Genomic DNA, 26,346 nt, shown 5'->3' on the forward strand with positions numbered 1-26,346 from the left:
TCGCGGGCCTATGCCGCGACTTTAAGTCGGACAGGTGGCGTCGCGGATGCGTTTTCGCAACTTACCCGGCGACTCAGGCCCTGACCACCAACCACGCGATCATGGTAATCTGAACCCATGAGCACGCCCCACAGCCCCCTGATCTCGACCCAAGCCCTGGCCGACGGCCTTGGTGCTGACGATCTGCGAATCATCGACGCCAGTTGGTGGCTGGACGGGCGCGACGCCCGCGCGGACTTCGAGGCCGAGCGCCTGCCGGGTGCGGCCTTCTTCGATCTTGACGCCGTGTCCAACCACGCCAGCCCCTACCCCCATATGTTGCCGTCGCCCGAAGCCTTCGCCGAGGCCACAGGGCGGATGGGTGCGGCTGAGACGGACGACATCGTTGTCTATGACGCCCAGGGTCTGTTCTCGGCGGCGCGGGTCTGGTGGACGCTGCAGATCATGGGTGCGCGCAGTGTTCGGGTTCTGGACGGCGGCCTGCCGAAATGGCGTGCCGAGGGCCGCCCGTTGGAGCACGGGCCAGTCACGCCCGGACAGATATCAAGCTTCAAGCCGACGTTCGACGCGGACCGAGTCGTTGACCTTGGGCAGGTCCGGCAGGCCCTGGCCGGCGAGGTTCAGGTGGTGGACGCCCGCGGCGCACCCCGTTTTCGCGGCGAGGCCGCCGAACCCCGCGCAGGCGTCCGAGCCGGCCATATGCCGGGCGCGCTGAACCTGCCCTTCGGACAACTGCTGAACGCCGACCAGACGCTGAAACGCGGTTCAGCGCTGGAAGCCGCCTTCGCTGCCGCGGGCGTCGATCTGGATCGCCCCATCATCACCAGTTGCGGCTCAGGCGTGACCGCCGCCATCCTCAGCCTGGGTCTGGCCGAGCTGGGCCGGCCGTCTCTGCTCTATGACGGCTCCTGGGCCGAATGGGGCGCGCGCGAAGACGTTCCCGTCGAGGTCGGCTAGACTCATCGCGCGACCGCCGGAAGCGTGGCGTCCTTATCCTCCTCGCCGCGCGACACCACGGTCGCCACGACCAGATCACCCGTCACGTTCAACGTGGTGCGGCACATGTCCAGGAAGCGGTCGACGCCCAGGATCAGGCCGATGCCCTCAGGGGGCACGCCCACCATGGCCAGGATCATGGCGATGACCGGCAGGCTCCCTGCCGGCACGCCCGCCGTGCCGACCCCGCCCAGGATGCAAACCAGCATGACGATGAACTGCTGGCCCAGACTGAGATCGACGCCGAAGAACTGCGCCAGGAACAGCACCGTCACCCCCTCGAACAGAGCTGTGCCGTTCTGGTTCGCCGTCGCTCCGACCGTCAGGACAAAGCGGGCGATCTTGCGCGGCAGGCCCAGATTCTGCTCAGCCACCCGCAGCGACACCGGCAGGCTGGCGTTGGACGAGGCGGTCGAGAAGGACACCACCATGGCCTCGCGGATGTCCCGGAAGAATTTCAGCGGCGACATGCCGCCCAAGGTCGCGATGCAGATCGGATAGACGACGAACATGTGGATCGCCATCGCCCCCACAGCGACAGCGACAAAGGCCGCCAGCCGCACCAGAAGCTCCCAGCCGAACAGGGCCGCCAGGTTGAACATCAGACAGGCGATGGCGATGGGCGCCAGGCGGATGACCAGGTTGATGAGCTTCATCATCACCTCGAACACGCCCTCGATGGTCTTTTGCAGGGCCTCCGTCGCCGGGCCCTTGGCCAGCACAAGCCCAATGCCGAACATCAGGGCGAAGACCATGACCGGCAGGATTTCGTTCTGCGCCGCCGCCGTGAAGACGTTCGACGGCACCAGATCGAGGAAGAAGTCGCCCGCCCGGACAGAGTCCGGCGCGCTGCCGACGATCGAGGCCGCACCGCTCCGCCCTTGCTCCAAAAGTTGCTGGGCCAGCGCTGGGTCCACGCCGTCGCCGGGGCGGAAGACATTGACCATGACCAGGCCGATGATGACGGCGATGGCCGAGATGAAGACGGTGAACAACAGGCTCTTGGTCCCGGCCCGCCCGAGCGTCTTCATGTCACCCATCTCGGCCACCCCGACCACCAGGGCCGAGAACAGCAAGGGTAGAACCAGCATGAACAGCAGCCGCAGGAATATCTGCCCCGCCGGCCCGGTGATATTGGAGGTCAGCCACTGAACCCAGGGCGCCTCGCCGCCGATCGTCAGGTTGACCAGGAGCCCCCCTGTCAGCCCGACCATAAAGCCGATCAACATCAAGACGTGCAGCGGTAGCTTCGGTCTGGTCGTTGCAGTCATGCGTCCCCCGATCCCGCGACCGACCGACCCCCTATCGTATCGGCAGGGCGTAGATCAGGCCGCTGGGCCTCGCGCTCCATTGCGCGTTCAGGCCCCTGGCCAGATTCAGCGCCGATTGCTGGCCAAGGTTCCGCTCGAAGATTTCGCCGTAGTTGCCGCCTGCCGAAATGGCGTCCCGCGCCCAGGTCCTCGGCAATCCCAGCGACGGCCCGAAGTCACCCTCTTCGCCCAGCAGGCGACGAGTGCGCGGCTCCTGACTGTCACGCGCCAGAGCGGCAACATTGCCCTTGGTCACGCCCAGTTCTTCGCCCAGCATCAGGGCGTTCAAGGTCCAACGTATCACCGCCGTCCATTGATCGTCGCCGCGTCGCACGACCGGACCCAACGGTTCCTTGGAGATGACATCCGGCAGGATGGCGTGCTGCTGCGGATTGGCCAAGGTCGTCCGCGCGGCCGCCAAGGCGGAAATGTCAGCGGTGAAGGCGTCGCATTCCTCGCGCGCATAGGCCTGGCGGGCCTCTTCCTCGGTCTTGACCATGACCGGGCGGAACTCGATCCCCCGCGTGCGGAAATAGTCCTCGACGTTCAGTTCGGTGGTCGATCCCGTTTGAACGCAGATCCGGGCCCCATTCAGTTCTGACGCGCTGTTCAGGTTCAGCGCACGACGCACTAGGAAGCCCTGACCATCATAATAGTTGATCCCGGCGAAGCTCAGATCACCGCCCGTGTCGCGGCTCATGGTCCAGGACGTGTTACGCCACAGGACGTCCACTCGCCCCTGGCGTAGAGCGTCGAAACGAAGTTCGGCGGTCAGGGGTACGAATCGCACAGCATCCGGGTCCCCGAATATGGCCGCCGCCGTCGCCCGGCAGAAGTCGACGTCAAAACCGCGCCAGGCCCCCCGGTTGTCCGTATAGGCAAAGCCGACCAGCCCCTGATTGACGCCGCAGTTCAGATGCCCGCGTTGCTTGATCGCCGCCAACGTCGGGCTGGCCACCTCCGCTGGCATGGTCGTCGTCGTGGGCCGCGCAGTCGGCGGCGCCTCGGCGTGATCGGTCTTGGCCTGGCGTTCGCAGGCCGTCGTCGCCAGCAACATCGCCAGCGATATTCCCGTTACGATCCTCGCCGCCCGCATTCCGTCACCCTCGCCCGCTTGCGCCCCCAGCTTCTTTAGAGCCCTCTAGGACCAGAACCGCAACCCGCCGGAGCCTTCATGCATCGCCTTTCCGACCGCACCCGCCTGATCGCCTCCGCCACGCGCCGCGGCCAGGGGCGCCGGCCGGTCAATCCGCCGGTCGAGCGGGCCTCCACCATGCTGAGCGACGATCCGGCTTCAATGCAGGATTCGGCCTCCGGTCCAGTCTATGGTCTGGACGGCACTAGCGCTGCGCGCGAACTGCGCGCCGCCTTGGCCGACCTGGAAGGGGCCAGCGAGGCCTTCTTGGTCCCCTCGGGCCTCGCCGCCGTCACCGTGCCCCTGCTGGCCCTGCTCCATCCGGGCGACGAGGTGGTGACCAGCGACGCCGTCTATGGCCCCACCCGCCGCTTCCTGGCTCGCCACTTGGCCGCGCGCGGAATCGTGACGCACTTCCATCCGGCGGATGCTTCGACCGCCGAGATTCTGGCCCTTTGTAGCGAGCGAACCCGCGTCCTGCTGATCGAGTCGCCGTCGTCCCTGACCTTCGAGATCGTCGATGTGCCGGCCCTGACCGCTGTCTGCCGCGCAAGGGGCGTCTTGACGGTGATGGACAACACCTGGGGCGCAGGCCTGGCCTTACGCCCGCTGGACCACGGCGTCGATGTCAGCGTCCAGGCCGTGACCAAGTACGTGGCCGGCCATTCCGACCTGTTGATGGGCGCCGTGGCGGTTCAGGACTGCGAAGTCGCCCGCGCCATTCTGCACACGATCGAGGACTTGGGCTGGCACGTTTCGCCCGACGACGCCTGGCTGGCCCTGCGCGGTTTGCGGACCCTGCCGCTGCGATACAACGAAGCGTTGAAGTCTGCGCTTCAGGTCGCCGAATGGCTCCAAGCCAGCCCTGAGGTCGAGCGCGTCCTGTTCCCGCCCCTACCCGGATCGGTCGGCCACGACCTTTGGCGGCGCGACTATTCCGGTGGAGCCGCCCTGATGGGCGTTGTCATGAAGGGCGGCGACAAGGCCGCCGCCCACGCCCTGATGTCTGCCCTCAGCCTGTTCGGCATGGGCTATTCCTGGGGCGGGTTTGAAAGCCTGATCACCCATGAGACTGCGCAACTGGCGTGGCGCCGACATGCGCCCATCCTGCCTGGACAACTCCTGCGCCTTCATGTCGGGCTGGAAGATCCGGACGACCTCATCGCAGATCTTCGGCGCGGGATGGCGGCATGGATCGCGGCTTGCCCGCAGCACTGACCTCGCTCCGTGCGCCCCTGAAACCCACAAGAGCTTGAGGCAAGCTCGAACACGCCGCATCAGTTGACATTGAGCCAGAACACTTACAGAACATCCTCAACGGTTCACGCCTTGTTCTGGAAGCCTTGCGCCCATGCTCACCAAGAAGCAGCACGAACTCCTGATGTTCATCCATGAACGAATTCAGGAAACGGGCGTCTCGCCCTCCTTCGACGAGATGAAGGAGGCCCTGGATCTGGCGTCCAAGTCGGGCATCCACCGCCTGATCACGGCGCTGGAGGAGCGCGGCTTCATCCGTCGCCTGGCCCACCGCGCCCGCGCCCTGGAGGTGACCAAGCTGCCGGAACAGGCCACGGCCGGCGCGCCGCGCGGCCATGCGGGCTTCAAGCCCGGCGTCATCGAGGGCGGCGGTCGTCCCAAGGCGGCAGAACCGGCCAACGACACCCGCGAACTGGCCCTGATGGGCAAGATCGCGGCCGGCACCCCCATTGACGCCATCGAGCATGAAACCGCCCGCTATCCGGTGCCGGAAACCATGCTGGGCGCGGGCGAACATTATCTGCTCGAGATCGAGGGCGACTCGATGATCGAGGCGGGCATCCTCAATGGCGACATGGTCATCATCAAATCGACCGCCGAGGCTTCGTCCGGCGAGATCGTCGTGGCCCTGGTCGAGGGCGAACAGGCCACGCTGAAGCGCCTTCGCAAGAAGGGCGCCTCCATCGCGCTGGAGCCCGCCAACCGCAACTACGAGACCAAGATCTACGGATCGGATCAGGTCGCGGTTCAGGGCAAGCTGGTCGGCCTTATCCGTCGCTATCACTGAAGGCGGGATCGGCCTGACGGGTCCAGGGCCGCTGGCCCCGCACGTCCGCAGCCCAGACAGCCTTCCAGCCAGCGCCGACGCGCCACAGCTCGACCGAGCCACCGCGCCCATAGTCCACGCCGTCCAGCACCAGCCGGCCCGCGCATGAGGCCGGCAACGACGCCAGCTCGGCGCGGCTGCTGACGACCTCCGCCGACCGGCACAGGACCACCAGTTGCTCTGCCGTCGGCGCCGCCTTGCCCCACCACAGGGCGACCGGCCGCCCGACCTTGCTCGTGTCCGGCGCGCAGAAGGACCGCTTGCAGGTCCAGCCCTCCTCCGGCCTCGGCGTCAGTTCCAGCCCGCGCCGCCGCGACCACAGGTCCGCTGCGAACTGGCGCACGCCGGGCCGTATCACGACCGCCGCTTCACCCTGCCGCCAGGCCGCATTGGTCCCGCCGTCGCCGATCCAGAGGTCGGGCGCTTCTGGCCTCGGCCAGATCAACACAGCCGTCGCCAGCGGCAGGCCCAGCCAGCGCAGACGTCCGCGCCACAGGCAGATGAACAGAATGCCCAGGAAAGCCACCGGCAGGGCCGCCGCCGGTGCGCTGGCGATGGTCTGGACCGCCCCCGGCAGGCCCGCCGTCCAGTGGCCGATGACCAGCATCAGATCGACGCCCTTGCCCGCCAGCCACAGGAAGGGCGCACCCAGACCCAGCGGTTCCAACGCCGCGCCCAGCGCCAGCGCCGGCATCAGGATGAAGTCCGCGACCGGCGCCGCGCCGAGGTTGGCGACCAGCCCGTACATGGCTGTACGGTTGAAATGCTGCATGGCGAACGGCCCCGTCGCCATGCCCGCCACCAGACTGGCGGTGCAGGCGACCAGCAGCCAGCTTCCCAGTCTCTGCGTCGCGACGATGGGCCAGGGCGCGGAAATCTCCTTGATCCGACGCGGCCAGACCTCGACCAGGGCGACCAGGGCCGCCGTCGCCGCGAACGACATCTGGAACCCCGGCGTGACGATGGCCTCGGGCTGCAGCAACAGGACGACGAAGGCCGCGACCGCCAGAGCGTGCATGGTCACCGCCTGTCGGTCCAGCAGGATGGCGACGAAGGCGATGGAGGCGGTGATCGCCGCCCGCTCGGCCGGTGGCGGCGCACCCGACACCACCAGATAGGTCCCGACCGCGATCAGGCCCGCGACCGCCGCCACCTTCTTGCCCGGCGCCCTCAGCGCCAGCCACGGCAAGGCCGCCACGCCCAACCGCACGGCGAAGAAGACGAAACCGCCGACAATGGCCATGTGCAGGCCCGAGATCGACAGGATGTGCGCCAGGCCGGAATCGCGCATGGCGTCCAGATCCTCGCGTCCGATCCAGGCCTCGTGCCCCGTGGTCATGGCGGCGGCGATCCCGCCCGTCCGCTCGCCCAGCCGCGCCACGATGCGTTGGGCGAGGGCATAGCGCGCTGCATTGATCTTCATCGCCATCCGCACGCGCCACGGCGGTTCGGGCAAGGCGGTGAGCCGTGTCTGGCCCAGGGCGAACAGCGTACCGCCCATGCCCTGAAAGTAGGCGTTGCGCCCGAAATCATAGGCCCCCGGACTGGCGGGCGCGGGCGGCGGGTTCAGGATGCCGTAGAGCCGCACCGCCGTTCCCGGCGCCGGGGGCTCGCCCCGCACCGTAGCCCGCACCCGCACCGGCGTCGCCTCGGGCGCTAATCCCCTGACCCGCACCGGCGCCACGATGATTCGCGCGCCGCGCTCACCGGGGCTGTCGACATCCATGACCCAGGCCTCGACCACGGTCGGCTTGGCCAAGGACGGCGCAATCGGCCCGCCGACCGCCTCGGTCCGCCACTTGGCGAGCGCCGCACCGCCGCACAGACAGGCCAGCATCAGCAGGATCAGGGTCCAGCGCCGCGCCAGCCCGAACCGCCGCCCCGCCAGCCAGGCCGCGCCCGTCAGCACCGCCGCGACCATCAATGGCCACCCCGCCGGTTCGCTCTTCAAAGCGAAATAGACCGCGCACCCACCGCCGAAGAAGACCGGCGCCCACAGCCGCCAGCGGTCCGTCTGATCCGCGACCTCCGCGCGCAGCCCTTCAAGAAGCCTTACGGCAAGGCTTCGCTTTGGCGCGCGCGAGCGTATAAGGGCCTCCGCAACGGACCCTTCCTGAATGACCTCCCCCTCCTCGACTGTCGTCACCCGCTTCGCCCCCTCGCCCACAGGCTACCTGCATATCGGCGGGGCGAGAACCGCGTTATTCAACTGGCTGTACGCCAAGAGCCAGGGCGGTAAATTCCTGATCCGCGTCGAGGACACGGACCGCGAGCGTTCGACCGACGACGCCGTAAAGGCCATTTTCGACGGCCTGTCCTGGCTGGAGCTGTTCGCGGACGAAGAGCCCGTCTTCCAGTTCGCCCGCGCCGACCGCCACCGCGAGGTCGCCGAGCAGCTGCTGGCCTTGGGTCACGCCTACCGCGACTTCCTGACCGCCGACGAAACCAACGCCCTGCGCGACGCCGCCAAGGCCGAGGGCCGCGACTTCGTCTCACCCTGGCGCGACCGCGAGCCGACCGTGAACGACCTGGCCAAGCCGTCCACCATCCGCTTCCGCCGTCCGCTGGATCAGGCGGTAACGGTCGATGACGCCGTGCAAGGCAGCGTGCGTTGGGAATCCTCGTCGCTGGACGATCTGGTCATCGTCCGCTCGGACGGCGCCCCGACCTACAACCTGGCCGTCGTCGTGGACGACCACGACATGGGCGTGACCCACGTCATTCGCGGTGACGACCACCTGAACAACGCTGCCCGCCAGAGCCTGATCTATGACGCCCTGGGCTGGACCCGTCCAACCTTCGCCCACATCCCGCTGATCCACGGCCCCGACGGCGCCAAGCTGTCGAAGCGTCACGGCGCCCAGGCCGTCCATGAATACGCCGAGATGGGCTACCTGCCCGAGGCCATGCGCAACTATCTGGCGCGCCTCGGCTGGGCTCACGGCGACCACGAGCTGTTCAGCGACGAGCAGGCCATCGAATGGTTCGACCTGCCGGGCATCGGAAAGGCGCCCGCCCGCCTCGACTTCGACAAGCTGGCCCACGTCAACGCCCACTGGATCAGGCTGGCCGACGATGATCGCCTGGCCAAGCTGACCCTGGACGCCCATCTGGCCGTCGGCCGCGCGCTGCAGCCCGACGACGAGGCCCGCCTGTTGCGCGCCATGCCCTTCGTCAAGGACCGCGCCAAGACCATCTTGGAGCTGGTCGCCCAGACCGAGTTCGTCCTGAAGGCGCGTCCGCTGGCCCTCGATGAGAAAACCCGTGGTTTGCTAAGCGGCGAAGGCGGCGAGCGAATTTCACGACTCTGTGAACGGCTCCGTCTTTTCCAGAGCTGGGACGTTTTCGCCCTCGAAGCTGAACTTAAAGCGTTCGCCGAGGAAGAAGGTGTAGGCTTCGGAAAAATCGGACCTTCCATGCGCGGTGCCCTGACCGGCGGATCGGTGTCTCCCGATATCGCGAGAATTCTTGCCGCCCTGGGACGCGACGAAGGTCTGGGGCGCTTGGATGATGCGCTGCAACAGACTAAGTGAACACCCATAACCATGCAGGCTGGACGCCTCCCCGCGCCCGGCCCGAAGAAAAATAAGGGGCCTAGATGACTGAACAAGCGAAACCCGCCGGCACGGCGACCTTCACCTACGGCGACAAGAACGTCGAACTTCCTGTCCTCGCGGGCTCGACCGGACCGGACGTCATCGACATCCGCAAGCTGTACGGCGCGACCGGCGCCTTCACCTTCGACCCCGGCTTCACCTCGACGGCGGCCTGCGAAAGCGCCCTGACCTTCATCGATGGCGACGAAGGCGTTCTGCTGCACCGCGGCTATCCGATCGACCAGCTGGCCTCGAAGTCGAACTTCCTCGAAGTCTGCCACCTGCTGCTGCACGGCGAACTGCCGACCGCCGCGCAATATGAGAAGTTCGAAGAGAACATCACGCGGCACACCATGCTGCACGCCCAGTTCGACCGCTTCTTCGAAGGCTTCCGCCGCGACGCCCACCCCATGTCGATCATGGTCGGCACCGTCGGCGCCCTGTCGGCCTTCTATCACGACAGCCTGGACATCCATGACCCGGTGCAGCGCGACATCTCGGCCATCCGTCTGATCGCCAAGATGCCGACCATCGCCGCCCGTGCTTACAAGTACCACATCGGCCAGCCCTTCATCTCGCCGCGCAACGACCTGTCGTACGCCGAGAACTTCCTGCGCATGTGCTTCGCCGTTCCGGCCGAGGATTATGTGGTCGATCCGGCCCTGGTTCGCGCCATGGACCGCATCTTCACCCTGCACGCCGACCACGAGCAGAACGCCTCGACCTCGACCGTCCGTCTGGCCGGTTCGTCGGGCGCCAACCCGTTCGCCTGTATCGCCGCCGGCATCGCCTGCCTGTGGGGCCCGTCGCACGGCGGCGCCAACGAAGAAGCGCTGAACATGCTCAAGGAAATCGGTACGCCGGACCGTATTCCCGAGTTCATTCAGGGCGTTAAGGACCGTAAGTACAAGCTGATGGGCTTCGGCCACCGCGTGTACAAGAACTATGATCCGCGCGCCAAGGTCATGCAGCAGTCGGCTTACGAAGTGCTGGCCGCCACGGGCCGCGAGAACGATCCGCTGTTCCAGGTCGCCAAGGAACTGGAGCGCGTCGCCCTGTCGGACGAGTACTTCACCTCGCGCAAGCTGTTCCCGAACGTCGACTTCTATTCGGGCATCACCCTGTCGGCGATGGGCTTCCCGACCACCATGTTCACCGTCCTGTTCGCCCTGGCCCGCACCGTGGGCTGGATCTCGCAGTGGCAGGAAATGATGGCCGATCCCTCGCAGAAGATCGGTCGCCCGCGTCAACTCTACACCGGCCCGACGCAACGCGACTACGTATCGATCGAACAGCGCGGCTAAGGCCGCGTCGGGTCGAGGAGGTTTCGTCTCCTGACCACGGCCCCACACGAATGAAGAACGCCGGAGCGAAAGCTCCGGCGTTTTTTGTTTCCCTCACGCCGCCGAAGCGGCTGCGCCATGCTAGGAAGCGGTCATGAGCGACCACAAAGACGACGTCCCCGCCGCCGAGACGCCCGCCCAGCGCGCGCTCCGTCTGAAACAGGCTGCGTTGAAAGCACGCTCCGGCCCTCCCCAGAAGGGCGGCCTGCAACGGGACAAGTCGATCACGGTGAAGTCCGGCGCGAACAAGCCCTGGATGACGCGCTGAGTGGTCCGGGAAGCGGACGTTTCGGCTAGCCGTTTAGTTCTGGAATGAGGGTGCTGAGTGTCGCGCCGGGGGTCCAAAGCGCCGCCTTCCAACCCCGCGCACGTGCGGCTTCGACGTTTTTCTCGCTGTCGTCGATGAAGGCAATCGCCGACGCAGGCAGGACTACCCGCTGCTCCACCGCCGCGTAGAAATCTGGCGACGGCTTCGAAACGCCAAGCTGCGCGGCATAGTGCATGTCATCAAACAGGTCACGAAGCCTGAGCGTATTCCACAGATAGGACGCGCGCTCATGCTCCTGAACGGTCGCCAAGTGCAGCGGCACTCCTGATGCCCGAACATGAGCGAGTTGAAGCAGGAGAGGCTCATCCAGGTGGGCGTCGCCTTCAAACCAATAGCGGATCAACTGATCGCAACTGACATGCGGCGCGATTTCTGCGAGCGCGGGCGCCAACCTGTCCTGGAGGGCTGCACGACCATGAACGACGTCGTCCCAGCACGATTTGAAGAAGCGAGCCTGCAGCGCCAGGCGCGGAACACCCAAATCCTCCTCAATGCGAGCGGACCATCCTGACGGATCGGGGTGACGAACCACAACGCCGTCAACATCCACCATCAACACAGCCGGTTTCATCAGAGGCGCGGTCCATCCCACCAGAAAGGCGTCATTCTGCTCATTTGTAGTCTGTCGGCAACGGGGCGATAGCGCGGAGCGCGCTCTAGCCCTTGCGGTTCGCAACCACCCGCAGAACCGCATCCGCCGCCAGTTCTGACGGATCAGGACCGCCTCGCCCCATCAGGTCCAGCGCCGCCGTCTGGCGGGCGGCCTGATCGGCCGCCGCCTGCGGATCGCCCAGCAGGCGGCCGACCGCCTCGGTCAGCTTCTCGGGCGTGGCGTCGTTCTGGATGAACTCGGGCGCGATGCGGTCGTCGGCGGCGATGTTGAACAGAGTGATGTGCTTGGCCGTCACCAGGTTCTTCATCAGCAGGTAGGACAGGCCGTCGATCTTGTAGGCGATGACCATGGGGGCGCCGGCCAGGGCCAGTTCGGTCGAGACCGTGCCGCTGGTGGCCAGGGCGACGTTGGCCGCCTTCATCGCGTCGTACTTGTCGGCTTCCTGCACCAGATGGGCGCGGAACGGCCAGGCGGCGACGCGGCCGGCCACGTCGGCGGCCACGGTGCCCGCGGCGATCACAGCCACCTCTAGCGACGGGTCTGCCGCCTTCAGACGCTTCACCGTCGCCTCGAAAACGGGCGTCATGCGCGTGATCTCGCTGGGCCGACTGCCCGGCAGGACCAGCAGCAGGGGCGCGTCAGCGGCGATGCCGCGCGCGGCGCGGAACCGGGCGCCGTGGGCGTGGCTCATGTCGACGTGCAGGGCCTGAGAGCCCACGACCGTCGTCGGCAGGCCCTCACGCTCGAACCACGGCGCGTCGAAACTGTAGAGCGACAGCAGGTGGTCGACGCTGTCGGCCAGGGTCTTGGCCCGCCCCGGTCGTGAGGCCCAGACCTGCGGCCCCACATACTTGATCAACGGCACGCCCGGCAGGACCTCGCGCAGGGCCTTGGCCACGCGGATGGTGAAGCCCCAACTATCGATCAAGACGACCGCGTCGGGCCGCTCGGCCTTGGCCAGGGCGACCGTGTCGGCCACCCGGCGCTTGACCAGACCATAGGCCTTCAAACCCTCGATCCAGCCCAGAATGGACAGTTCGGCGATGTCGAACGGGCTGGCGACGCCTTCAGCCGCCATCTTCGGTCCGCCGACGCCGACAAAGCTGACGTCCTGTCCCAGACGCGTCTTCAGCGCGTGCGCCAGACCGGCACCCAGAGCGTCGCCAGACGCCTCGGCGGCGACCAGCATGATCTTCAGCGGACGGCTCATCGTTCCACGCCCCAAACGAACAGGCCCAGACGGTCCGCCGCCTCGACCAGACCTTCATGGTCGATGACGATCAGTCGGCCTTCATAGCCACCGATACCCGCGAGACCGGCAGCGGCTGCCAGTTCAACGGTCGTCGGCCCGATCACCGGCATGTCCACGCGCAGGTCCTGGATCGGCTTGGGCACCTTGCCGAGCGCCCCCTTCAGCGCGCCCGGCGCGCCGTGCAGGTCGGCAGGCAGACCCGCCACGCGGCGCAGCATCTCGTCGGTGCCTTCCTGCGCCTCGACCGCCAGGACCAGGCCGTCGCAGACGACCGCGCCCTGACCGATGTCCAGTTCCCCCGATTTTTCAGCGACGTGCAGCGCCTTCTTCAGATCGGCTAGTTGCTCCGTCGTCGGCGTGATCGCACCGAGCGCGCCAGCCGCCAGAGCCTCGCCGCCCAGAATGTCGTCGGCGCCCTCGACCGCATAGCCCTCGGCCTCAAACACGGACAGGATCTTGCGCAACAGGGCGTCGTCGCCCTTGGTCGCCGCCGCCACGATGCCGGGCAGCAGGGTTGCACCCTTGAAGTCAGGCTTCAGGTTCTTGAAGTCGGGTCGGTTCACATAGCCCGCCAGGCAAACGGCCTCGCAGCCCTCGGCCCTCATGGTCTTCAGGATACGGCCGATCTCGGCCATGCCGAACTCGGCCCCCGGCCAGCGCACCAGGTGCTCGTCGGCGAAACCCGCCAAACGGATGATGAAGATCGCCCGTCCCTCTGCCTCGCAGCGGGTCGCGATACGGGCCGGCAGATCGCCGCCGCCCGCGATCAGGCCCAGCTTGGGCGCAATCGTCATTCCTTGCCCGGCAGACAGAGCGGCCGCTTGGCGCCGTCGCGGATGAAGGCGACGATCTCCATGATCTCAGGCAGGTCGGCATAGGTCGTTTCGACCCGGTCCAGACGCTCGGCGAAGACGCCCTCGCCCTCGAACAGGTCGCGATAGGCGGCCAGCAGACGACGCACCGCATCCTTGCCGTAGCCCTTGCGCTTCAACCCGATAAGGTTGAGGCCGTGCAGACTGGCGTGATTGCCCCAGGCCGAGCCGTAGGGGATGACGTCGCGTGTCACGGCCGCCAGACCGCCGACGATAGCGCCCTGCCCCACCCTGCCGTTCTGATGCACGGCGCACAGGCCGCCCAGGAAGACCTTGTCGCCAACTTGGGCGTGACCGCCCAGGGTGGCGTTGTTGGCCATGACGACATTGTCGCCGACGACGCAGTCGTGACCGACGTGGGCGCCGGTCATGAACAGGCCGTTCGAGCCGACGCGCGTCACGCCTGTCCCCTGCGGCGTGCCGCGGTTGAAGGTGGCGTGCTCGCGGATGACGTTGTCCGCGCCGATCTCCAGCCGCACCGGCTCGCCCTTGTAGCCGTTGTGCTGCGGGTCGCCGCCGATCACGGCGAAGGGATGGATGACCGTCCGCGCGCCGACGCTGGTGTCCTGCTGGACCACCACATGGCTGACCAGTTTGACGCCCTCGGCCAGGATCACGCCCGGACCGACGACGCACCAGGGGCCGATCAAGACGCCGTCGGCGACCTGGGCCGAGGCGTCGACGACGGCGGTCGGGTGAATGGTCACTGGGCGGGCTCCGCCACGGTGACGACCATTGCCATGAACTCAGCCTCAGCGGCCAGCTTGCCGTCGATGAAGGTCTCGCCGCGGAACTTGTAGGCGTCGCCGCGCGCGCGGATCACCTTGACCTCCATGCGCAGCTGGTCGCCCGGACGGGCGGGCTTGCGGAAGCGCACGCCGTCGATCGACATGAACATGATGACCTTGTCCGCCACCGCCACGTCCAGCGACTTGGACATCAGCAGGGCGCCCGTCTGGGCCATGGCCTCGACGATCAGCACGCCCGGCATGACCGGGTCGATCGGGAAATGGCCGGGGAAGAAGGGCTCGTTGTGGGTGACGTTCTTGATGCCCACGATAGAGGTCGCCGCCACGAAGTCCTCGGCCTTGTCGACCAGCAGGAAGGGATAGCGGTGCGGCAGGCGACGCATCACCTCGGCGTAGTCGATCTTGTTGTCTTCGCTCATTCTTTCGATTCCTTCGCGCCCTTCTTTTGGGACGCCTGTTTGGACAGCCACACCGTCTCACGCAAGAATTGGCGCAGGGGTTTGGCGGGATAGCCGGACCAGATTTCGCCCGGCGGAATGTCTGCCAACACGCCGCCGCCGGCCGCAACGCGCGCGCCTTCGCCGATGGTGATGTGGTCGCCCACGCCCGCCCGGCCGCCGAAGATGCAGTTGTCGCCGCTGGTGACCGAGCCGGAGATGCCGGTGTGGGCTGCCATCAGGTTGTTGCGCCCGATGACGCAGTTGTGGCCGATCATGACCAGATTATCGATCTTGGTGTTCTCGCCGATGACGGTGTCGTCATAAGCGCCGCGGTCGATGCAGGAGTTGGCGCCGACCGTCACCCCATCCTGCAGGATGACCCGACCCAGCTGCGGAATATCCACCGGCCCGGCCTTCGAACCAGCGGCGCCGAAGCCCGACTCGCCGATCCGCGCGCCCGCCAGCAACTTCACCCGGTCGCCCAAGAGAGCGAAGCCGACGGTGACGCCAGGGCTGATAAGGCAATCGCGGCCGATCTGGACGCCCGGTCCGATGACCGTGTTGGCGCCGATGCGCGTACCCCGACCGATGCGAACGCCCTCGCCCAGCACGACGCCCGGCTCGATCACCACGCTGTCGTCCTCGGCGGCTTCGGCCACGCTGGCCGCGCGGTCCAGCCGGATCGGCCGGTGCAGCAGGGCCGAAGCCCGCGCCCAGCTCGCCTGGGCCTCGCCCGAAACGATAACGGCGGCGTCAGCCGGCGCCAGGTCCACAGCGGACGCCGGCACGATCACGCAGCCGGCCTTGGTCTCGGCCAGAGCCGCCGCGAACTTGCGGTCGCCCAGAAACGCAATCGCGCCCCGGTCCGCAGTGGACAGGGGCGCAACGGCCGAGATGACGACTTCGCCGCCCCGGACCACCTCCCCGCCGATGTGCTCGGCGAGGGCGGCGACCGTCAGGGGCGACAGGGTCTGAAAGAACCTCGGATCGGGCATGGCCCGCCTTAGGACTGCGGCTGGGCCGGTACCGGCATGCGGTTGAAGCTCAGCGTCGGCAGGGCCGTGTTCAGGCGCTGGATGACCAGCGGCGTGACGTCCATGGCCGGGTTCATGATGAAGACGCTCTCGCGGTCTACCAGAATGCCGCAGCCTTTTTCCTGATAGACGGCGACCAAGATCGGCTCGATCGCTTCCGAGATCTTCTTGCGCTGCTCGGCCAAGGTGTAGCGCAGTTCACCATCGCGGGTCTGCTCCAGCTGCTGGGCTTCCTGAGCACGTTGCTGCAGGGCCTGACGACGTTGGTTCAGTTGGTCGGCCGGAATGGTCGAGGCGCCGGCCTGCAGGGCCTGGTACTCGGTCTGCAGTTGCGTGGCGTAGGGGGCGATTTCGCCCTGAACTTCCTGAGCCAGTTGCTCCATGCGCGCCTGCACGGCCTGGCCGACAGTCGACTGAGCCAGGGCCTGCTGATTGAAATAGACGCAGACGCCGGGGATCACCGGACCGGGGTTGGCCGGACCCTGCGACTGGGCCAGGGCCGACGAGGCGGCCAGCGAAGCGACGGCGAAAGCGCTGATAGCGAACAGTTTCATCTTGAACCTTTGAGCAGTCTGGAAGGCTGCAGTTAGAACTGGGTCGAGGTGGAGAAGCGGAAGGTCTCGGTCTTGTCGTAGTCTTCCTTCGACAGAACCTTGGACAGATCGAAGCGGATCGGGCCCATGGGCGAGCGCCAGTGGATGCTGACGCCGGCGGCGGCGCGGAGCGCCAGATCATCGACGATGTTGGCGTTGGGCAGGCCCGTCGCCGAATCGACCAGATAACGGTCATCCAACATGCCCAGCGTGCCGAAATCGGCGAACAGCGAGGTCTTGATGCCGTATTCCTCGGGTAGATAGTTCGGCACCGTCAGTTCAACCGTGCCGATGGCGTAGAAGTTTCCGCCCAAGGCATCGGTCGTGGTCAGGTCGCGCGCGCCCATACCCGCCGTTTCGAAGCCACGGAAGGTGTTGCCGCCCTTGAAGAAGCGGTCGTTGATCCGGATCGGGTCGCCGTTCCAGCCGGTCACATAACCCGTCGAGCCTTGCAGGCTGACCACCCAGCGGGGACTAAATCCGTAGTACCAGGAGGCGTCAGCCTCGGTCTTCAGATAGTTCACGTCACCGCCGATGCCGGCGAAGTCCTGGCGAAGCGAGGCCGTCCACCCGCGTGTAGGACGAACCGGATCGTTCGTCCGGTTGACCATCAGGGTGTAACCCGCCGACGAGTTCAGGAAGGAACCAGCCTGGTCGCAGAGCGCCGACGAACCGACGCCGTTGCAATAGCCCGACGGGATGATGACCTCGTCGGACTTCAAGAAGTACCGCACGCTGAAAGACGAATAGCCGTTCAGAGGATAGCTGAGGCGCACGCCGCCGCCGGTCGAGCGATAGTCGTAGGACGAATACTCGCTGAGGTCGTAGCGGGTGTGGAACAGGTCGAAACCGGCGCGCATGTCACGGCCCAGGAACTTGGGCTCGGTGAAACGGAAGTCGATCTGTTGGCGCAACGAACCCCACTCGGCCCGGGCCACCACGTTCTGCCCGCGACCGCGGAAGTTACGCTCCGTGATGCCCAGGTTCAGCACGAAGGAGTCAACCGAGCTGAAGCCAGCGCCGACGGACAGTTCGCCGGTGGGTTGCTCCTCGACGGTGACATTGACGATCGAGCGGTCAGGCGCGCTGCCGCGCGTTTCCTCAATCTTGACGTCCTTGAAGAAGCCCAGGGCACGCAGGTTGTTGCGCGAACGCTCGACCAGAGCCCGGTTGAAGGCGTCGCCCTCGCCGACCATCAGTTCACGACGAATGACCGAGTCCAGCGTCCGCGTGTTTCCGACCACGTTGATCCGGTCGATATAGACGCGCTGCCCTTCCTTGATATTGAAGGTGACGTCGATCGTGTCCGTTTCAGGATTGGCGCGATAGGTCGGGTTGATCTCGACGAAGGCGTAGCCAGCTGACCCCGCTGCAAACGTCAGAGTATCGACTGCGGTTTCAATGCGGTCGCTCTCATACAGGTCGCCCGAGCGGATCGGCAGCAGCCGTTGCAGGAAGTCCGCGTTTAGCCGGTCATTCTCCGTGACGACCTTGACCTCGCCAAAGTTGTACCGATCGCCTTCGTCCACAGTCATGGTCATGCCGAAGGCGCTGTTGTCCGGCTTCAGCTCGGCCACGGACGACAGGATGCGGAAGTCATAGTAGCCGCGGTTCGTGTAGAATTTCCGCAGTTGCTCCCGATCATAATCCAGACGGTTCGGATCATAGTTGTCGTTGGAGCTGAACAGGCGCCACCAGCTGGACTGCTTGGTGACCATGACCTCTCGCAGGTCGCTGTCCGAGAAGGCGGTGTTGCCCAGGAAGGTGATCGCGGCCACCCCGGTTTCCGGGCCTTCGTCGATCTCGAACACCACGTCGACGCGGTTCTGATCCAGTTGCACCAGCTTCGGCGTCACCGTCGCGGAAATGCGACCCGACAACCGGTACAGTTCGACGATCTTGCCGACGTCTTCCTGGACCCGCGCGCGCGTATAGATGCCGCGGGGCTTGATCGTGACCTCGTCCGTCAGCTTCTTCTGGGTGAGAGCCTTGTTACCCTCGAACGTCACCTGATTGATAATCGGGTTTTCCGCGATCTCAACGATCAGGTCGCCGTTCGGCTGCAAACCCAGTTGCACGTTGGCGAACAGGCCGGTCCGCGAAAGCGTGCGAACCGCCACGTCGATCGTGGCCGCGTCCACGGTATCGCCAGGCTGGATCGGCAGATAGGAAATCACGGTCGTCTGGTCGATGCGTTGATTGCCGCGAACCAGGATACGATTGACCACAGCCCGATCTTCGGCCGGCGCCGTAACCACAACCTGCGAATTCTGCGGCGCGGCGGCGGTCGGCTCGGCTTGCGCTAACGCCGGCCCCGAAAGACCTGCGGCGACAGCTAGGGCCAGAGCGCTAGGTCCAAGAATACGGCCACGGGTTCGGATCATAAGGCGACTGTCGTTCTGAATCATTCGGGGAACCATCGGGGGCTGGCGTCGGCTCACGAAACGAGCCCGCCGAGGAATTTGAAGAGATTGAGTTTCTGCAGGTCGTTCCAGGTCGCGAACAACATTAAACTGGCCAGCAAAGCAAGACCGACACGATACCCCGCCTCCTGAACCTTGGCCGCCACGGGCCTGCGCGCCACTGCCTCATAGGCGTAGAACATCAGATGCCCCCCATCCAAAACCGGAACAGGCAGGAGATTTAGAAAACCGATTCCGACCGAAAGTATGGCGGCGAAGCTGGTCAACGTCAGCAGGAGATTTCCCGCCATGGCCAGAGGATCCGGATTGGCGGCGACGGCGGCGTTGGTCAGGGCTCCCGAAGCCTTGGCGATGCCCAGAGGTCCGCTGAACTGGTCACCCGATTCGCGACCCGTGAAGATTCGGCCGATGTAGGTGAATGTGGTGCTCAGGATAGCCTTGGTTTCCTTGAACCCCTGCCCCACGGCGGCGACCGGGCCATAGCGCACATGGCGCACTTCATCTCGGCTGGAACCAATGCCCAGACCGATCCGACCGATCGAAACCCTTCCGGCGATAGGGTCGTTCTCGACCCGCCGCTCAGGCGTGGCAGTCAGCATCACCTCGGCGCCGGCGCGCTCGACCGCGAAGCGGACCGGATCCCCGCTGCTCAATGCGACGACACGCGTCACCTCGCCGCCATCAACGATCAGCTTGCCATTGACGCGCGTGATCAAGTCGCCGGGAAGGAAGCCGGCCGCCGCCGCTGGCGAGTCCGGCTGCACCTGCACGACCCGCGCGGGACGAAGCTCGACGCCCACCAGGCTGAACAGCAGGGTGAAGATGAAGATAGCCAGCACGAAGTTGGCGAAGGGGCCGCCAGCGACGACCAGAGCTCGCTGCCACAAGGGCTTGAAATACAAGTATTCCTTCTCGGCGCCGGGGCCGTGAGCGGCGACGACTTCCTTCTTCAGCGCGTCCAGCCCGGCCTTGTCCGGCACCCCTGTCGCGTCCAGATCGCCAGCGAACTTGACGTAACCGCCCAGCGGCAGCCAGCCCAGACGCCATTCGACGCCCTGCTTGTCGGTGCGCTGGAAGATGGCACGACCGAAGCCGATGGAGAAACGCTCCATCTTCACGCCAAAGGCGCGCGCCGTCAGGAAGTGGCCCAGTTCATGGACGGTGACAACCAGGGTCAGCACCAGCAGGAACGGCACGACATAGATCAGGGCCTGCCCAAGAATGCCTAGCATGCCGTCAATGTCTCCTGTCGCCCTCAGGCTGCAATCGCGAGCGAGGCGATGATGTCGTTCGCAATCCGTCGGGCCATGGCGTCGACGGCCAGGGCCGCGTCGCAAGCGTCGTCGGAATCGGAACTCACCCCCGAATTCGTCGCACGCTCCAAGGTGTCGGCGACGACTGCGGCAATATTGAGAAAGCCCAGCCGCCGGTCAAGGAAGGCCAGGGCCGCGACCTCGTTGGCGGCATTGAACACGATGGGCGCCGTGCCCCCGGCCGCCAGGGCTTCACGCGCCAGTCGAAGGGCCGGGAACCGGGCCATATCAGGCGCCTCGAAGGTCAGGCGGCCCAAGGCGGCCAGATCCAGCTTGGGCGCGGGCCAGGCCATGCGGTCCGGCCAAGCCAGGGCGCAAGCGATCGGCGTCTTCATGTCTGGCGGCCCCATCTGGGCCAGGGTCGAACCATCCACATATTCCACAAGGCTGTGGATGATTGATTCCGGGTGGACGACGACGTCGATCCGGTCACCGCTCATGGCGAACAGATAGGCCGCTTCAATCAACTCCAGCCCCTTGTTGGCCATGGTGGCGCTGTCGACAGATATCTTGGCCCCCATGCTCCAGTTGGGATGAGCGACCGCCTGCTCCGGGGTGATCCGGCCCATGGCTTCGCGCGGCAGGGTCCGGAACGGCCCGCCCGAAGCAGTCAGCACCAGCTTGGACACCTGCTCGGGCGCCTCGGCCGGAAACACCTGGAAGATGGCGGAATGCTCGGAATCGACAGGGATCAGTTGGCCGCCGCTGCGCTTGACCCGCTCAATCAGGGCAGGACCGCAGCAGACTAGGCTTTCCTTATTGGCCAGGGCCAAGGTCGCGCCTGTGCCGGCCGCAGCCCAGGCCGAGCGCAGGCCCGCTGACCCGACGATCGAGGCCATGACCCAATCCACCGGCCGCGTCGCGGCCTCGACGATGGCTTCCGGTCCAGCGGCCGCCTCGACATCCGTTCCGGCCAGGGCGTCACGCAGCTCAGGCAGGCGAGCCGGATCGGCGGTGACCACCAGCTTGGGCCGCCAGCGCCGGGCCTGCTCGGCCAGGCGCGCGATATTGTTTCCGCCGGTCAGAACCTCGACTTGGAATGCGCCGGACCCGGCAGCCTCGGCCTGCCCCATCAAGTCGAGGGTCGAAGTGCCGACCGAGCCGGTCGAGCCCAGCACGCTGATCTTGCGGGCGATCATGCGCCCTGCCCCAGCATCAGGACGATCACGCGCCCGGCGGCCACGACCACAACCGCGAACATCAAACCGTCGACCCGGTCCAGCAGACCGCCGTGACCAGGAATGATGTTGCCCGCATCCTTGACCCCGAAACGACGCTTCAGAGCCGATTCCCACAGGTCGCCCGCCATGGTGGCAAGCGCCGCCGCGAGACCAAGGACGCCACCCCAGAAGACGTTCAGGCGCCCCATCTCCAGCCAGCCAGCCATGACGGCCCCGGCGATCATCCCCGCCAGAAGGCCACCGATAAAGCCGGACCAGGTCTTGTTCGGTGAAAAGCGCGGCCACAGCTTGGGTCCGCCGACAGCGCTGCCTACCAGATAGGCCAGGATGTCCGAGGCCCAGGCCACGGCGAAGACCAACACGGTCCAGTAGAGGCCCTGCGCATCGTTCAGGTCGCGCAACCAGATCAGCAGGACACAGGGCCAGCCAAGGTAAAGCACGCCATAGGCGGCATCCAGCGCCTCGCCGCCGCGTGACCGCGCGAACAAGCCCGCCGCCAGAGCGCCGAACACCAGCAGAACCAGGGCCAGCGACATATGGCCGACATGGGCCGCAATCACGGCGACGATCAGCGCGAGGGCGACCGCCGCACCGACGGAGCGCCAAATGCGAGGCGCACTCATGCGCGCCCATTCGAAGGCCAGCATGCCGCAAGCCGCCACCACCAGGGCGCAGAACCAGGCGCCGCCGGCCCAGGTCGCCAGCACCGCCGCCGGCGCCAGGACCACGGCCGAGGCCGCTCTCAGGCCGATGTCGCCAATCTTTAGAGCCATCAGTTCGCCGCCGTCTTCGCCGCGACCGCATCAGGCAAGGCTTCCCGTCCGCCGTAACGCCGCTCACGATTGCCATAGAGAGCGATCGCTTCACCCAGGGCCTCGCCACCGTAGTCGGGCCACAAGATATCCTGGAACACCAATTCGGCGTAGGCGGCTTCCCAAAGCAGAAAGTTTGAAAGCCGCTGTTCGCCCGAGGTCCGCACGATCAGGTCCACCGGCGGCGCGCCCGCCGTCGAAAGACCCGCGCCGAGGTCGTTCTCGGTCACCTCGCCCTTGAACTGACCAGCCCGCGACTGATCAACTAGCCGCTGGGCCGCGTCCACAAGGTCGGCGCGACCGCCGTAGTTGAAAGCCACCTGCAAGAGGAAACGGTCATTGCTGGCGGTTTGCGCCTCGGCGCGATCGACAATGGCGGCGATGTCGGCTGGCAGTCCCTTGCGACGGCCCAGAACGCGAATCCGAACCCCCGCTGCATCCAGACGCTTCAGGTCGCTGCCCACGAAGGAACGGACCAGGCCCATCAGATCGGACACCTCGTCCGCCGGGCGGCTCCAATTCTCGGTTGAAAAGCCGAACACAGTCAGACAGCGGACGCCGAAATCCGGCGCAGCCTTGATCGTGCGACGCAGGGCCTGAACCCCCTCGCGGTGGCCCATGACACGCGGCAAGCCGCGACGCTCGGCCCAGCGACCGTTGCCGTCCATGATCAGGGCGACGTGACGAGGCTCCTTCTCAGGCGCCGTGGCGACGGTCTCGACCGACATTGTAAAGATCCCTCCCGACGCGACCTTGCGTCAGACCTGCATGATCTCGACTTCCTTGGCCTTCAAGGCCTCGTCAATGCGCTTGATGGCCGCGTCGGTGTCCTTCTGAACCTCGACTTCCATCTTCTTCTGTTCGTCCTGACTGATCTCGGTCGCCTTCTCGGCCTTTTTCAGGTCGTCGTTGGCGTCGCGACGCACGTTGCGCACGGCGATCTTCTGCTGTTCGGCGTATTTGCCGGCCAGCTTGACCAGATCCTTGCGACGCTCCTCGGTCAGCGGCGGCACCGGGATGCGCAGGGTCTGGCCGTCCACGATCGGGTTCAGGCCCAGGCCGGCGGCGCGGACGGCCTTCTCGACCGGTCCCACCATACCCTTGTCCCAGACGTTGACCGAGATCATGCGCGGCTCGGGCACGCTGATGGCGGCCACGGCGTTCAGCGGCGACGTCGAGCCATAGGCTTCGACCTGAACCGGATCCAGCAACCCCGCATTGGCCCGACCCGTCCGCAGCCCGGCGTAGTCTTCCTTCAGCGAGGCGACGGACTTGTCCATCCGCTCCCGGTAGGTCTTGAGGTCGGGCTTGGCCATGGTGATGTCCTTGGTCTGGTCGTTTGGATCGAGAGCCGCTTACGCAGCCTTGTTGGTGATAACGGTGAAGGTGCCGTCGCCGCGCAGGGTCTTGCGCAGCGAGTCCTCTTCACGGATCGAGAAGACGACGATCGGAATGTCGCTGTCGCGCATCAGGGCGATGGCCGAGGCGTCCATGACGCGCAGATCCTTGGCCAGGACCTCCTGATAGCTCAGCGTCTCATAGCGCGTGGCGTTCGAATCCTTCTTGGGGTCGGCGGTATAGACGCCGTCCACGCTGGTGCCCTTCAGCAGGGCGTCGCAGCCCATTTCCGCGGCGCGCAGGGCGGCGCCCGAATCCGTCGTGAAGAAGGGCGCCCCCACGCCGGCGGCGAAGATCACGACGCGTCCCTTTTCCAGGTGGCGCATGGCGCGGCGACGAATGTAGGGTTCAGCGATGGCGGCCATGGGGATGGCGCTCTGGACCCGGGTGTCGACGCCAATCTTCTCGAGCGCGCCCTGCATGGCCAGGGCGTTCATGATGGTGGCCAGCATGCCCATGTAGTCGGCGTTGGCGCGATCCATGCCCTCAGCGGCCTTGGACAGACCGCGGAAGATGTTTCCGCCGCCGATGACCAGGCAGATCTCCACGCCTTCGCGCGCCACCCGCGCCACGGCCGCCGCCACGACGTCAACGGTCTTCATGTCGATGCCGTAGGACTGGTCCCCCATCAGGACCTCGCCCGAGACCTTCAGCAGGACGCGCTTGTATCGGAAGTCGGAAGGGGCGTCAGGCATGGGTATGGGTCCGTGGATACAGGGGTTACGCATCCGCGCGAAGTGAATCGGCGGCTCATCATAGACGAAGGGCGCGTCGGCCATCAAAGCCGAACGCGCCCTTTTGAAAATTCTTCCCTTTCAGGAAGAAACTTCGGAGTTAGTTGCCGCCGGTCATCGAGGCCACCTCGGCCGCGAAATCGGGGGTCTCGACCTTCTCGACGCCTTCACCCAGGGCCAGACGGACGAAGCCGGCCAGACGCAGGTTAGAAGAGCCCAGTTCCTTGCCCGAGTTGGCGACCAGTTGTTCGATGGTCACGTCGGGGTCCATGACGAACGGCTGCTTCGACAGCACCACGTCCTTCTGGAACTTGTTGATCTGACCCTCGACGATCTTTTCGATCATGTTGTCGGGGCGGCCTTCTTCCTTGGCCTTTTCGATCAGAACAGCGCGTTCCTTCTCGATGGCGGCCGGGTCCAGGTCGTCGGTGTTCAGCGACAGCGGCGCCGTAGCAGCGACGTGCATGGCGATCTTGCGGCCCAGTTCGCGCAGAGCGTCTTGGTCGCCTTCACCTTCCAGCGCGACCAGCACGCCGATGCGGCCGACGCCCGGGGAGACGGCGTTGTGGACATAGGTCGAAACCACGCCCTCGTCCACGGCCAGACGGGCTGCGCGACGCAGTTGCATGTTCTCGCCGATCGTGGCGATCAGCTGCGTCACTTCGTCCTGAACGGTCTTGCCGTTTTCCAGGGTCGCGCCGTGGATGGCGTCGACGCCGTCATGGTGCAGACCCAGTTGGGCGAACGACTTGGCGGCCGTCTGGAACAGTTCGTTGCGGGCGACGAAGTCGGTTTCCGCGTTGAACTCGATGGCGGCGGCGACTTCGCCCTTGCCTTCGGCGCGGACGGCGACGGCGACCAGGCCTTCGGCGGCGACGCGATCGGCCTTCTTGGCGGCCTTGGACAGACCCTTGGCGCGCAGCCAGTCGATAGCTGCTTCGATGTCGCCGTTGGTTTCCACCAGCGCCTTCTTGCAGTCCATCATGCCGACGCCCGAACGCTCGCGAAGTTCCTTCACGAGGGCGGCAGTGATCTCGGCCATGTTCTTCTCCTGAAAATTCAAATGAGCGGCCGGGCATGGATAGCCCGGCCGCATGTCAGTTTGGCGTAGGTCCGATCACCGACCAGACCCGAGAGCGCCTTAGCCCTCGACCTTTTCTTCGGTCGCCAGCAGTTCTTCGGCAGCGCCTTCCGTGCCAGCCGGAGCGGTTTCGGCTTCGGCCGGAGCAGCAGCTTCACGCAGCATCGGCTCGACCGGAGCTTCCGAAGCACCCAGGTCGATGCCCGAGGCCGAGGCGCCGGCGGCCAGGCCGTCCAGGACAGCGTCGGCGATCAGGTCGCAGTAGGTCTGAATGGCGCGGGCGGCGTCGTCGTTGCCGGGGACCGGATAGGTGATGCCGTCCGGGTCCGAGTTGGTGTCCAGGATGGCGATGATCGGGATGTTCAGCTTGCGGGCTTCCTGGATCGCGATCGCTTCCTTGTTGGTGTCGATCACGAACATGATGTCCGGAATCGAACCCATGTCCTTGATGCCGCCCAGCGACAGTTCCAGCTTGTCCTTCTCGCGCTGCAGGGTCAGCAGCTCTTTCTTGACGCGGCCTTCGCCGCCGTTGGCCAGAACGCCTTCCAGTTCGCGCAGACGAGCGATCGAGCCCGAGACGGTGCGCCAGTTGGTCAGCGTGCCGCCGAGCCAGCGGTTGTTCATGTAGTACTGGGCGCAGCGCGTGGCGGCTTCAGCCACCGGGCCGGCGGCCTGGCGCTTGGTGCCGACGAACAGGACGCGACCGCCCTTTGCGGCGACATCGCGCACAGCCACCAGAGCCTGGTGGAACAGCGGCATCGTCTGCGACAGGTCGATGATGTGGATGTTCGAGCGCGAGCCGAAGATGTAGCGGTCCATCTTCGGGTTCCAGCGGTGCGTCTGGTGGCCGAAGTGAGCGCCGGCTTCCAGCAGCGTACGCATCGAGAATTCAGGCAGAGCCATGATCGTTGTATCCTTTTTCCGATCAAACCTAGCGTGAGCGAGTAAAAGGACCGGACGGTCCCTCGGAACGGTGCAGGCCGGGATGTCTCCCCGGACCGCGCCACGCCCACGTGCGAAGTGCGCGCTCTCTAGGCGCATCGTAGAAAAAAGGCAAGTG

25 protein-coding genes are annotated in these 26,346 nt (G+C 66.0%); 6 read left to right on the forward strand and 19 right to left on the reverse strand.

The annotated features are described in order from the left end of the window. Positions 1-117 precede the first annotated feature (117 nt). Positions 118-957, forward strand: a complete 840-nt coding sequence (sseA, locus tag RTY13_RS07795) for a 3-mercaptopyruvate sulfurtransferase (protein WP_312782409.1) — start codon at positions 118-120, stop codon at positions 955-957. A gap of 2 nt (positions 958-959) precedes the next feature. On the opposite strand, the gene RTY13_RS07800 is transcribed toward sseA, so the two are convergent. Beyond that, on the reverse strand, positions 960-2,225 hold the full coding sequence (locus RTY13_RS07800) for a dicarboxylate/amino acid:cation symporter (protein WP_312782411.1): 1,266 nt from the start codon (positions 2,223-2,225) through the stop codon (positions 960-962). 73 nt (positions 2,226-2,298) lie between these two features. After that, on the reverse strand, positions 2,299-3,363 hold the full coding sequence (locus RTY13_RS07805) for an amino acid ABC transporter substrate-binding protein (RefSeq protein ID WP_312782413.1): 1,065 nt from the start codon (positions 3,361-3,363) through the stop codon (positions 2,299-2,301). A 117-nt stretch (positions 3,364-3,480) separates the two neighbouring features. Between RTY13_RS07805 and metC the strand changes: the two genes are divergently transcribed. After that, positions 3,481-4,659 carry a cystathionine beta-lyase gene (gene metC / locus RTY13_RS07810; protein ID WP_312782415.1) on the forward strand — a complete coding sequence of 393 codons (1,179 nt, stop codon included), beginning with the start codon at positions 3,481-3,483 and terminating at the stop codon, positions 4,657-4,659. 133 nt (positions 4,660-4,792) lie between these two features. Further along, positions 4,793-5,485: a transcriptional repressor LexA gene (gene lexA / locus RTY13_RS07815; protein ID WP_312782417.1), complete on the forward strand. Its 693-nt coding sequence runs from the start codon at positions 4,793-4,795 to the stop codon at positions 5,483-5,485. On the opposite strand, the gene RTY13_RS07820 is transcribed toward lexA, so the two are convergent. Next, on the reverse strand, positions 5,466-7,445 hold the full coding sequence (locus tag RTY13_RS07820) for a ComEC/Rec2 family competence protein (protein ID WP_409450290.1): 1,980 nt from the start codon (positions 7,443-7,445) through the stop codon (positions 5,466-5,468). The genes lexA and RTY13_RS07820 overlap by 20 nt on opposite strands. A gap of 196 nt (positions 7,446-7,641) precedes the next feature. On the opposite strand from RTY13_RS07820, the gene gltX reads away from it, so the two are divergent. The 3 genes from gltX (at position 7,642) to RTY13_RS07835 (ending at position 10,731) form a co-directional block, all read left to right on the forward strand. After that, the gene (gltX, locus tag RTY13_RS07825) at positions 7,642-9,057 is read left to right on the forward strand and encodes a glutamate--tRNA ligase (RefSeq protein WP_312782420.1); all 1,416 of its coding nucleotides are present in this window, start codon (positions 7,642-7,644) and stop codon (positions 9,055-9,057) included. A gap of 65 nt (positions 9,058-9,122) precedes the next feature. Beyond that, positions 9,123-10,424, forward strand: a complete 1,302-nt coding sequence (gene gltA, locus RTY13_RS07830) for a citrate synthase (protein ID WP_312782421.1) — start codon at positions 9,123-9,125, stop codon at positions 10,422-10,424. Between the two features lie 133 nt (positions 10,425-10,557). Then, positions 10,558-10,731 (forward strand): hypothetical protein, encoded by a 174-nt coding sequence (locus RTY13_RS07835; protein WP_312782422.1) that lies wholly within the window; start codon positions 10,558-10,560, stop codon positions 10,729-10,731. Between the two features lie 25 nt (positions 10,732-10,756). Here RTY13_RS07835 and RTY13_RS07840 read toward each other — a convergent pair whose 3' ends face one another. From RTY13_RS07840 to rpsB, 16 genes are all read right to left on the reverse strand, one after another. Then, on the reverse strand, positions 10,757-11,362 hold the full coding sequence (locus RTY13_RS07840; protein WP_312782423.1) for an HAD-IA family hydrolase: 606 nt from the start codon (positions 11,360-11,362) through the stop codon (positions 10,757-10,759). 85 nt (positions 11,363-11,447) lie between these two features. Continuing rightward, on the reverse strand, positions 11,448-12,614 hold the full coding sequence (gene lpxB, locus RTY13_RS07845) for a lipid-A-disaccharide synthase (RefSeq protein ID WP_312782425.1): 1,167 nt from the start codon (positions 12,612-12,614) through the stop codon (positions 11,448-11,450). Then, a complete protein-coding gene (lpxI, locus tag RTY13_RS07850; RefSeq protein WP_312782427.1) occupies positions 12,611-13,450 on the reverse strand; it encodes a UDP-2,3-diacylglucosamine diphosphatase in 840 nt (279 codons plus the stop codon). Before lpxI ends, lpxB begins: the two co-directional genes overlap by 4 nt. Next, entirely contained in the window at positions 13,447-14,235 is a 789-nt protein-coding gene (gene lpxA, locus RTY13_RS07855) for an acyl-ACP--UDP-N-acetylglucosamine O-acyltransferase (protein WP_312782429.1), read from the reverse strand. Before lpxA ends, lpxI begins: the two co-directional genes overlap by 4 nt. Beyond that, positions 14,232-14,696 (reverse strand): 3-hydroxyacyl-ACP dehydratase FabZ, encoded by a 465-nt coding sequence (fabZ, locus tag RTY13_RS07860; protein ID WP_025977361.1) that lies wholly within the window; start codon positions 14,694-14,696, stop codon positions 14,232-14,234. Before fabZ ends, lpxA begins: the two co-directional genes overlap by 4 nt. Next, the gene (lpxD, locus tag RTY13_RS07865; RefSeq protein ID WP_312782431.1) at positions 14,693-15,712 is read right to left on the reverse strand and encodes a UDP-3-O-(3-hydroxymyristoyl)glucosamine N-acyltransferase; all 1,020 of its coding nucleotides are present in this window, start codon (positions 15,710-15,712) and stop codon (positions 14,693-14,695) included. The genes fabZ and lpxD overlap by 4 nt, the downstream gene beginning before the upstream one ends. A gap of 8 nt (positions 15,713-15,720) precedes the next feature. After that, the gene (locus RTY13_RS07870) at positions 15,721-16,305 is read right to left on the reverse strand and encodes an OmpH family outer membrane protein (protein ID WP_312782433.1); all 585 of its coding nucleotides are present in this window, start codon (positions 16,303-16,305) and stop codon (positions 15,721-15,723) included. Between the two features lie 32 nt (positions 16,306-16,337). Next, positions 16,338-18,728, reverse strand: coding sequence for an outer membrane protein assembly factor BamA (gene bamA, locus RTY13_RS07875; RefSeq protein WP_409450291.1), 2,391 nt, complete (start codon positions 18,726-18,728; stop codon positions 16,338-16,340). A gap of 53 nt (positions 18,729-18,781) precedes the next feature. Further along, complete coding sequence (locus RTY13_RS07880) at positions 18,782-19,999, reverse strand: RIP metalloprotease (protein ID WP_312782437.1); 1,218 nt, start codon at positions 19,997-19,999, stop codon at positions 18,782-18,784. 23 nt (positions 20,000-20,022) lie between these two features. Then, positions 20,023-21,219: a 1-deoxy-D-xylulose-5-phosphate reductoisomerase gene (dxr, locus tag RTY13_RS07885; RefSeq protein WP_312782439.1), complete on the reverse strand. Its 1,197-nt coding sequence runs from the start codon at positions 21,217-21,219 to the stop codon at positions 20,023-20,025. Continuing rightward, on the reverse strand, positions 21,216-22,034 hold the full coding sequence (locus RTY13_RS07890) for a phosphatidate cytidylyltransferase (protein ID WP_312782441.1): 819 nt from the start codon (positions 22,032-22,034) through the stop codon (positions 21,216-21,218). Before RTY13_RS07890 ends, dxr begins: the two co-directional genes overlap by 4 nt. Next, on the reverse strand, positions 22,034-22,801 hold the full coding sequence (uppS, locus tag RTY13_RS07895) for a polyprenyl diphosphate synthase (protein WP_312782443.1): 768 nt from the start codon (positions 22,799-22,801) through the stop codon (positions 22,034-22,036). The genes RTY13_RS07890 and uppS overlap by 1 nt, the downstream gene beginning before the upstream one ends. 30 nt (positions 22,802-22,831) lie before the next feature. Next, a complete protein-coding gene (gene frr, locus RTY13_RS07900; RefSeq protein WP_312782445.1) occupies positions 22,832-23,389 on the reverse strand; it encodes a ribosome recycling factor in 558 nt (185 codons plus the stop codon). A 39-nt stretch (positions 23,390-23,428) separates the two neighbouring features. After that, positions 23,429-24,166 carry a UMP kinase gene (gene pyrH / locus RTY13_RS07905; RefSeq protein ID WP_312782447.1) on the reverse strand — a complete coding sequence of 246 codons (738 nt, stop codon included), beginning with the start codon at positions 24,164-24,166 and terminating at the stop codon, positions 23,429-23,431. 139 nt (positions 24,167-24,305) lie between these two features. Continuing rightward, positions 24,306-25,247, reverse strand: a complete 942-nt coding sequence (gene tsf, locus RTY13_RS07910) for a translation elongation factor Ts (RefSeq protein WP_312782450.1) — start codon at positions 25,245-25,247, stop codon at positions 24,306-24,308. A gap of 99 nt (positions 25,248-25,346) precedes the next feature. Continuing rightward, positions 25,347-26,189, reverse strand: coding sequence for a 30S ribosomal protein S2 (gene rpsB / locus RTY13_RS07915; protein ID WP_312782452.1), 843 nt, complete (start codon positions 26,187-26,189; stop codon positions 25,347-25,349). Positions 26,190-26,346: the final 157 nt, after the last annotated feature.

Origin of the sequence: Brevundimonas sp. (assembly GCF_032055285.1) — a bacterium.
In the GTDB taxonomy this organism is placed as follows: domain Bacteria; phylum Pseudomonadota; class Alphaproteobacteria; order Caulobacterales; family Caulobacteraceae; genus Brevundimonas.

What these genes read in the sequence shown, in the direction of transcription:
- sseA (WP_312782409.1), top strand. Translation starts at nt 118, where the DNA reads ATGAGCACGCCCCACAGCCCCCTGATCTCGACCCAAGCCCTGGCCGAC.
- RTY13_RS07800 (WP_312782411.1), bottom strand. Translation starts at nt 2,225, where the DNA reads ATGTTGATCGGCTTTATGGTCGGGCTGACAGGGGGGCTCCTGGTCAAC.
- RTY13_RS07805 (WP_312782413.1), bottom strand. Translation starts at nt 3,363, where the DNA reads ATGTTGCTGGCGACGACGGCCTGCGAACGCCAGGCCAAGACCGATCAC.
- metC (WP_312782415.1), top strand. Translation starts at nt 3,481, where the DNA reads ATGCATCGCCTTTCCGACCGCACCCGCCTGATCGCCTCCGCCACGCGC.
- lexA (WP_312782417.1), top strand. Translation starts at nt 4,793, where the DNA reads ATGCTCACCAAGAAGCAGCACGAACTCCTGATGTTCATCCATGAACGA.
- RTY13_RS07820 (WP_409450290.1), bottom strand. Translation starts at nt 7,445, where the DNA reads ATGGTCGCGGCGGTGCTGACGGGCGCGGCCTGGCTGGCGGGGCGGCGG.
- gltX (WP_312782420.1), top strand. Translation starts at nt 7,642, where the DNA reads ATGACCTCCCCCTCCTCGACTGTCGTCACCCGCTTCGCCCCCTCGCCC.
- gltA (WP_312782421.1), top strand. Translation starts at nt 9,123, where the DNA reads ATGACTGAACAAGCGAAACCCGCCGGCACGGCGACCTTCACCTACGGC.
- RTY13_RS07835 (WP_312782422.1), top strand. Translation starts at nt 10,558, where the DNA reads ATGAGCGACCACAAAGACGACGTCCCCGCCGCCGAGACGCCCGCCCAG.
- RTY13_RS07840 (WP_312782423.1), bottom strand. Translation starts at nt 11,362, where the DNA reads ATGAAACCGGCTGTGTTGATGGTGGATGTTGACGGCGTTGTGGTTCGT.
- lpxB (WP_312782425.1), bottom strand. Translation starts at nt 12,614, where the DNA reads ATGAGCCGTCCGCTGAAGATCATGCTGGTCGCCGCCGAGGCGTCTGGC.
- lpxI (WP_312782427.1), bottom strand. Translation starts at nt 13,450, where the DNA reads ATGACGATTGCGCCCAAGCTGGGCCTGATCGCGGGCGGCGGCGATCTG.
- fabZ (WP_025977361.1), bottom strand. Translation starts at nt 14,696, where the DNA reads ATGAGCGAAGACAACAAGATCGACTACGCCGAGGTGATGCGTCGCCTG.
- lpxD (WP_312782431.1), bottom strand. Translation starts at nt 15,712, where the DNA reads ATGCCCGATCCGAGGTTCTTTCAGACCCTGTCGCCCCTGACGGTCGCC.
- RTY13_RS07870 (WP_312782433.1), bottom strand. Translation starts at nt 16,305, where the DNA reads ATGAAACTGTTCGCTATCAGCGCTTTCGCCGTCGCTTCGCTGGCCGCC.
- bamA (WP_409450291.1), bottom strand. Translation starts at nt 18,728, where the DNA reads ATGATCCGAACCCGTGGCCGTATTCTTGGACCTAGCGCTCTGGCCCTA.
- RTY13_RS07880 (WP_312782437.1), bottom strand. Translation starts at nt 19,999, where the DNA reads ATGCTAGGCATTCTTGGGCAGGCCCTGATCTATGTCGTGCCGTTCCTG.
- dxr (WP_312782439.1), bottom strand. Translation starts at nt 21,219, where the DNA reads ATGATCGCCCGCAAGATCAGCGTGCTGGGCTCGACCGGCTCGGTCGGC.
- RTY13_RS07890 (WP_312782441.1), bottom strand. Translation starts at nt 22,034, where the DNA reads ATGGCTCTAAAGATTGGCGACATCGGCCTGAGAGCGGCCTCGGCCGTG.
- uppS (WP_312782443.1), bottom strand. Translation starts at nt 22,801, where the DNA reads ATGTCGGTCGAGACCGTCGCCACGGCGCCTGAGAAGGAGCCTCGTCAC.
- frr (WP_312782445.1), bottom strand. Translation starts at nt 23,389, where the DNA reads ATGGCCAAGCCCGACCTCAAGACCTACCGGGAGCGGATGGACAAGTCC.
- pyrH (WP_312782447.1), bottom strand. Translation starts at nt 24,166, where the DNA reads ATGCCTGACGCCCCTTCCGACTTCCGATACAAGCGCGTCCTGCTGAAG.
- tsf (WP_312782450.1), bottom strand. Translation starts at nt 25,247, where the DNA reads ATGGCCGAGATCACTGCCGCCCTCGTGAAGGAACTTCGCGAGCGTTCG.
- rpsB (WP_312782452.1), bottom strand. Translation starts at nt 26,189, where the DNA reads ATGGCTCTGCCTGAATTCTCGATGCGTACGCTGCTGGAAGCCGGCGCT.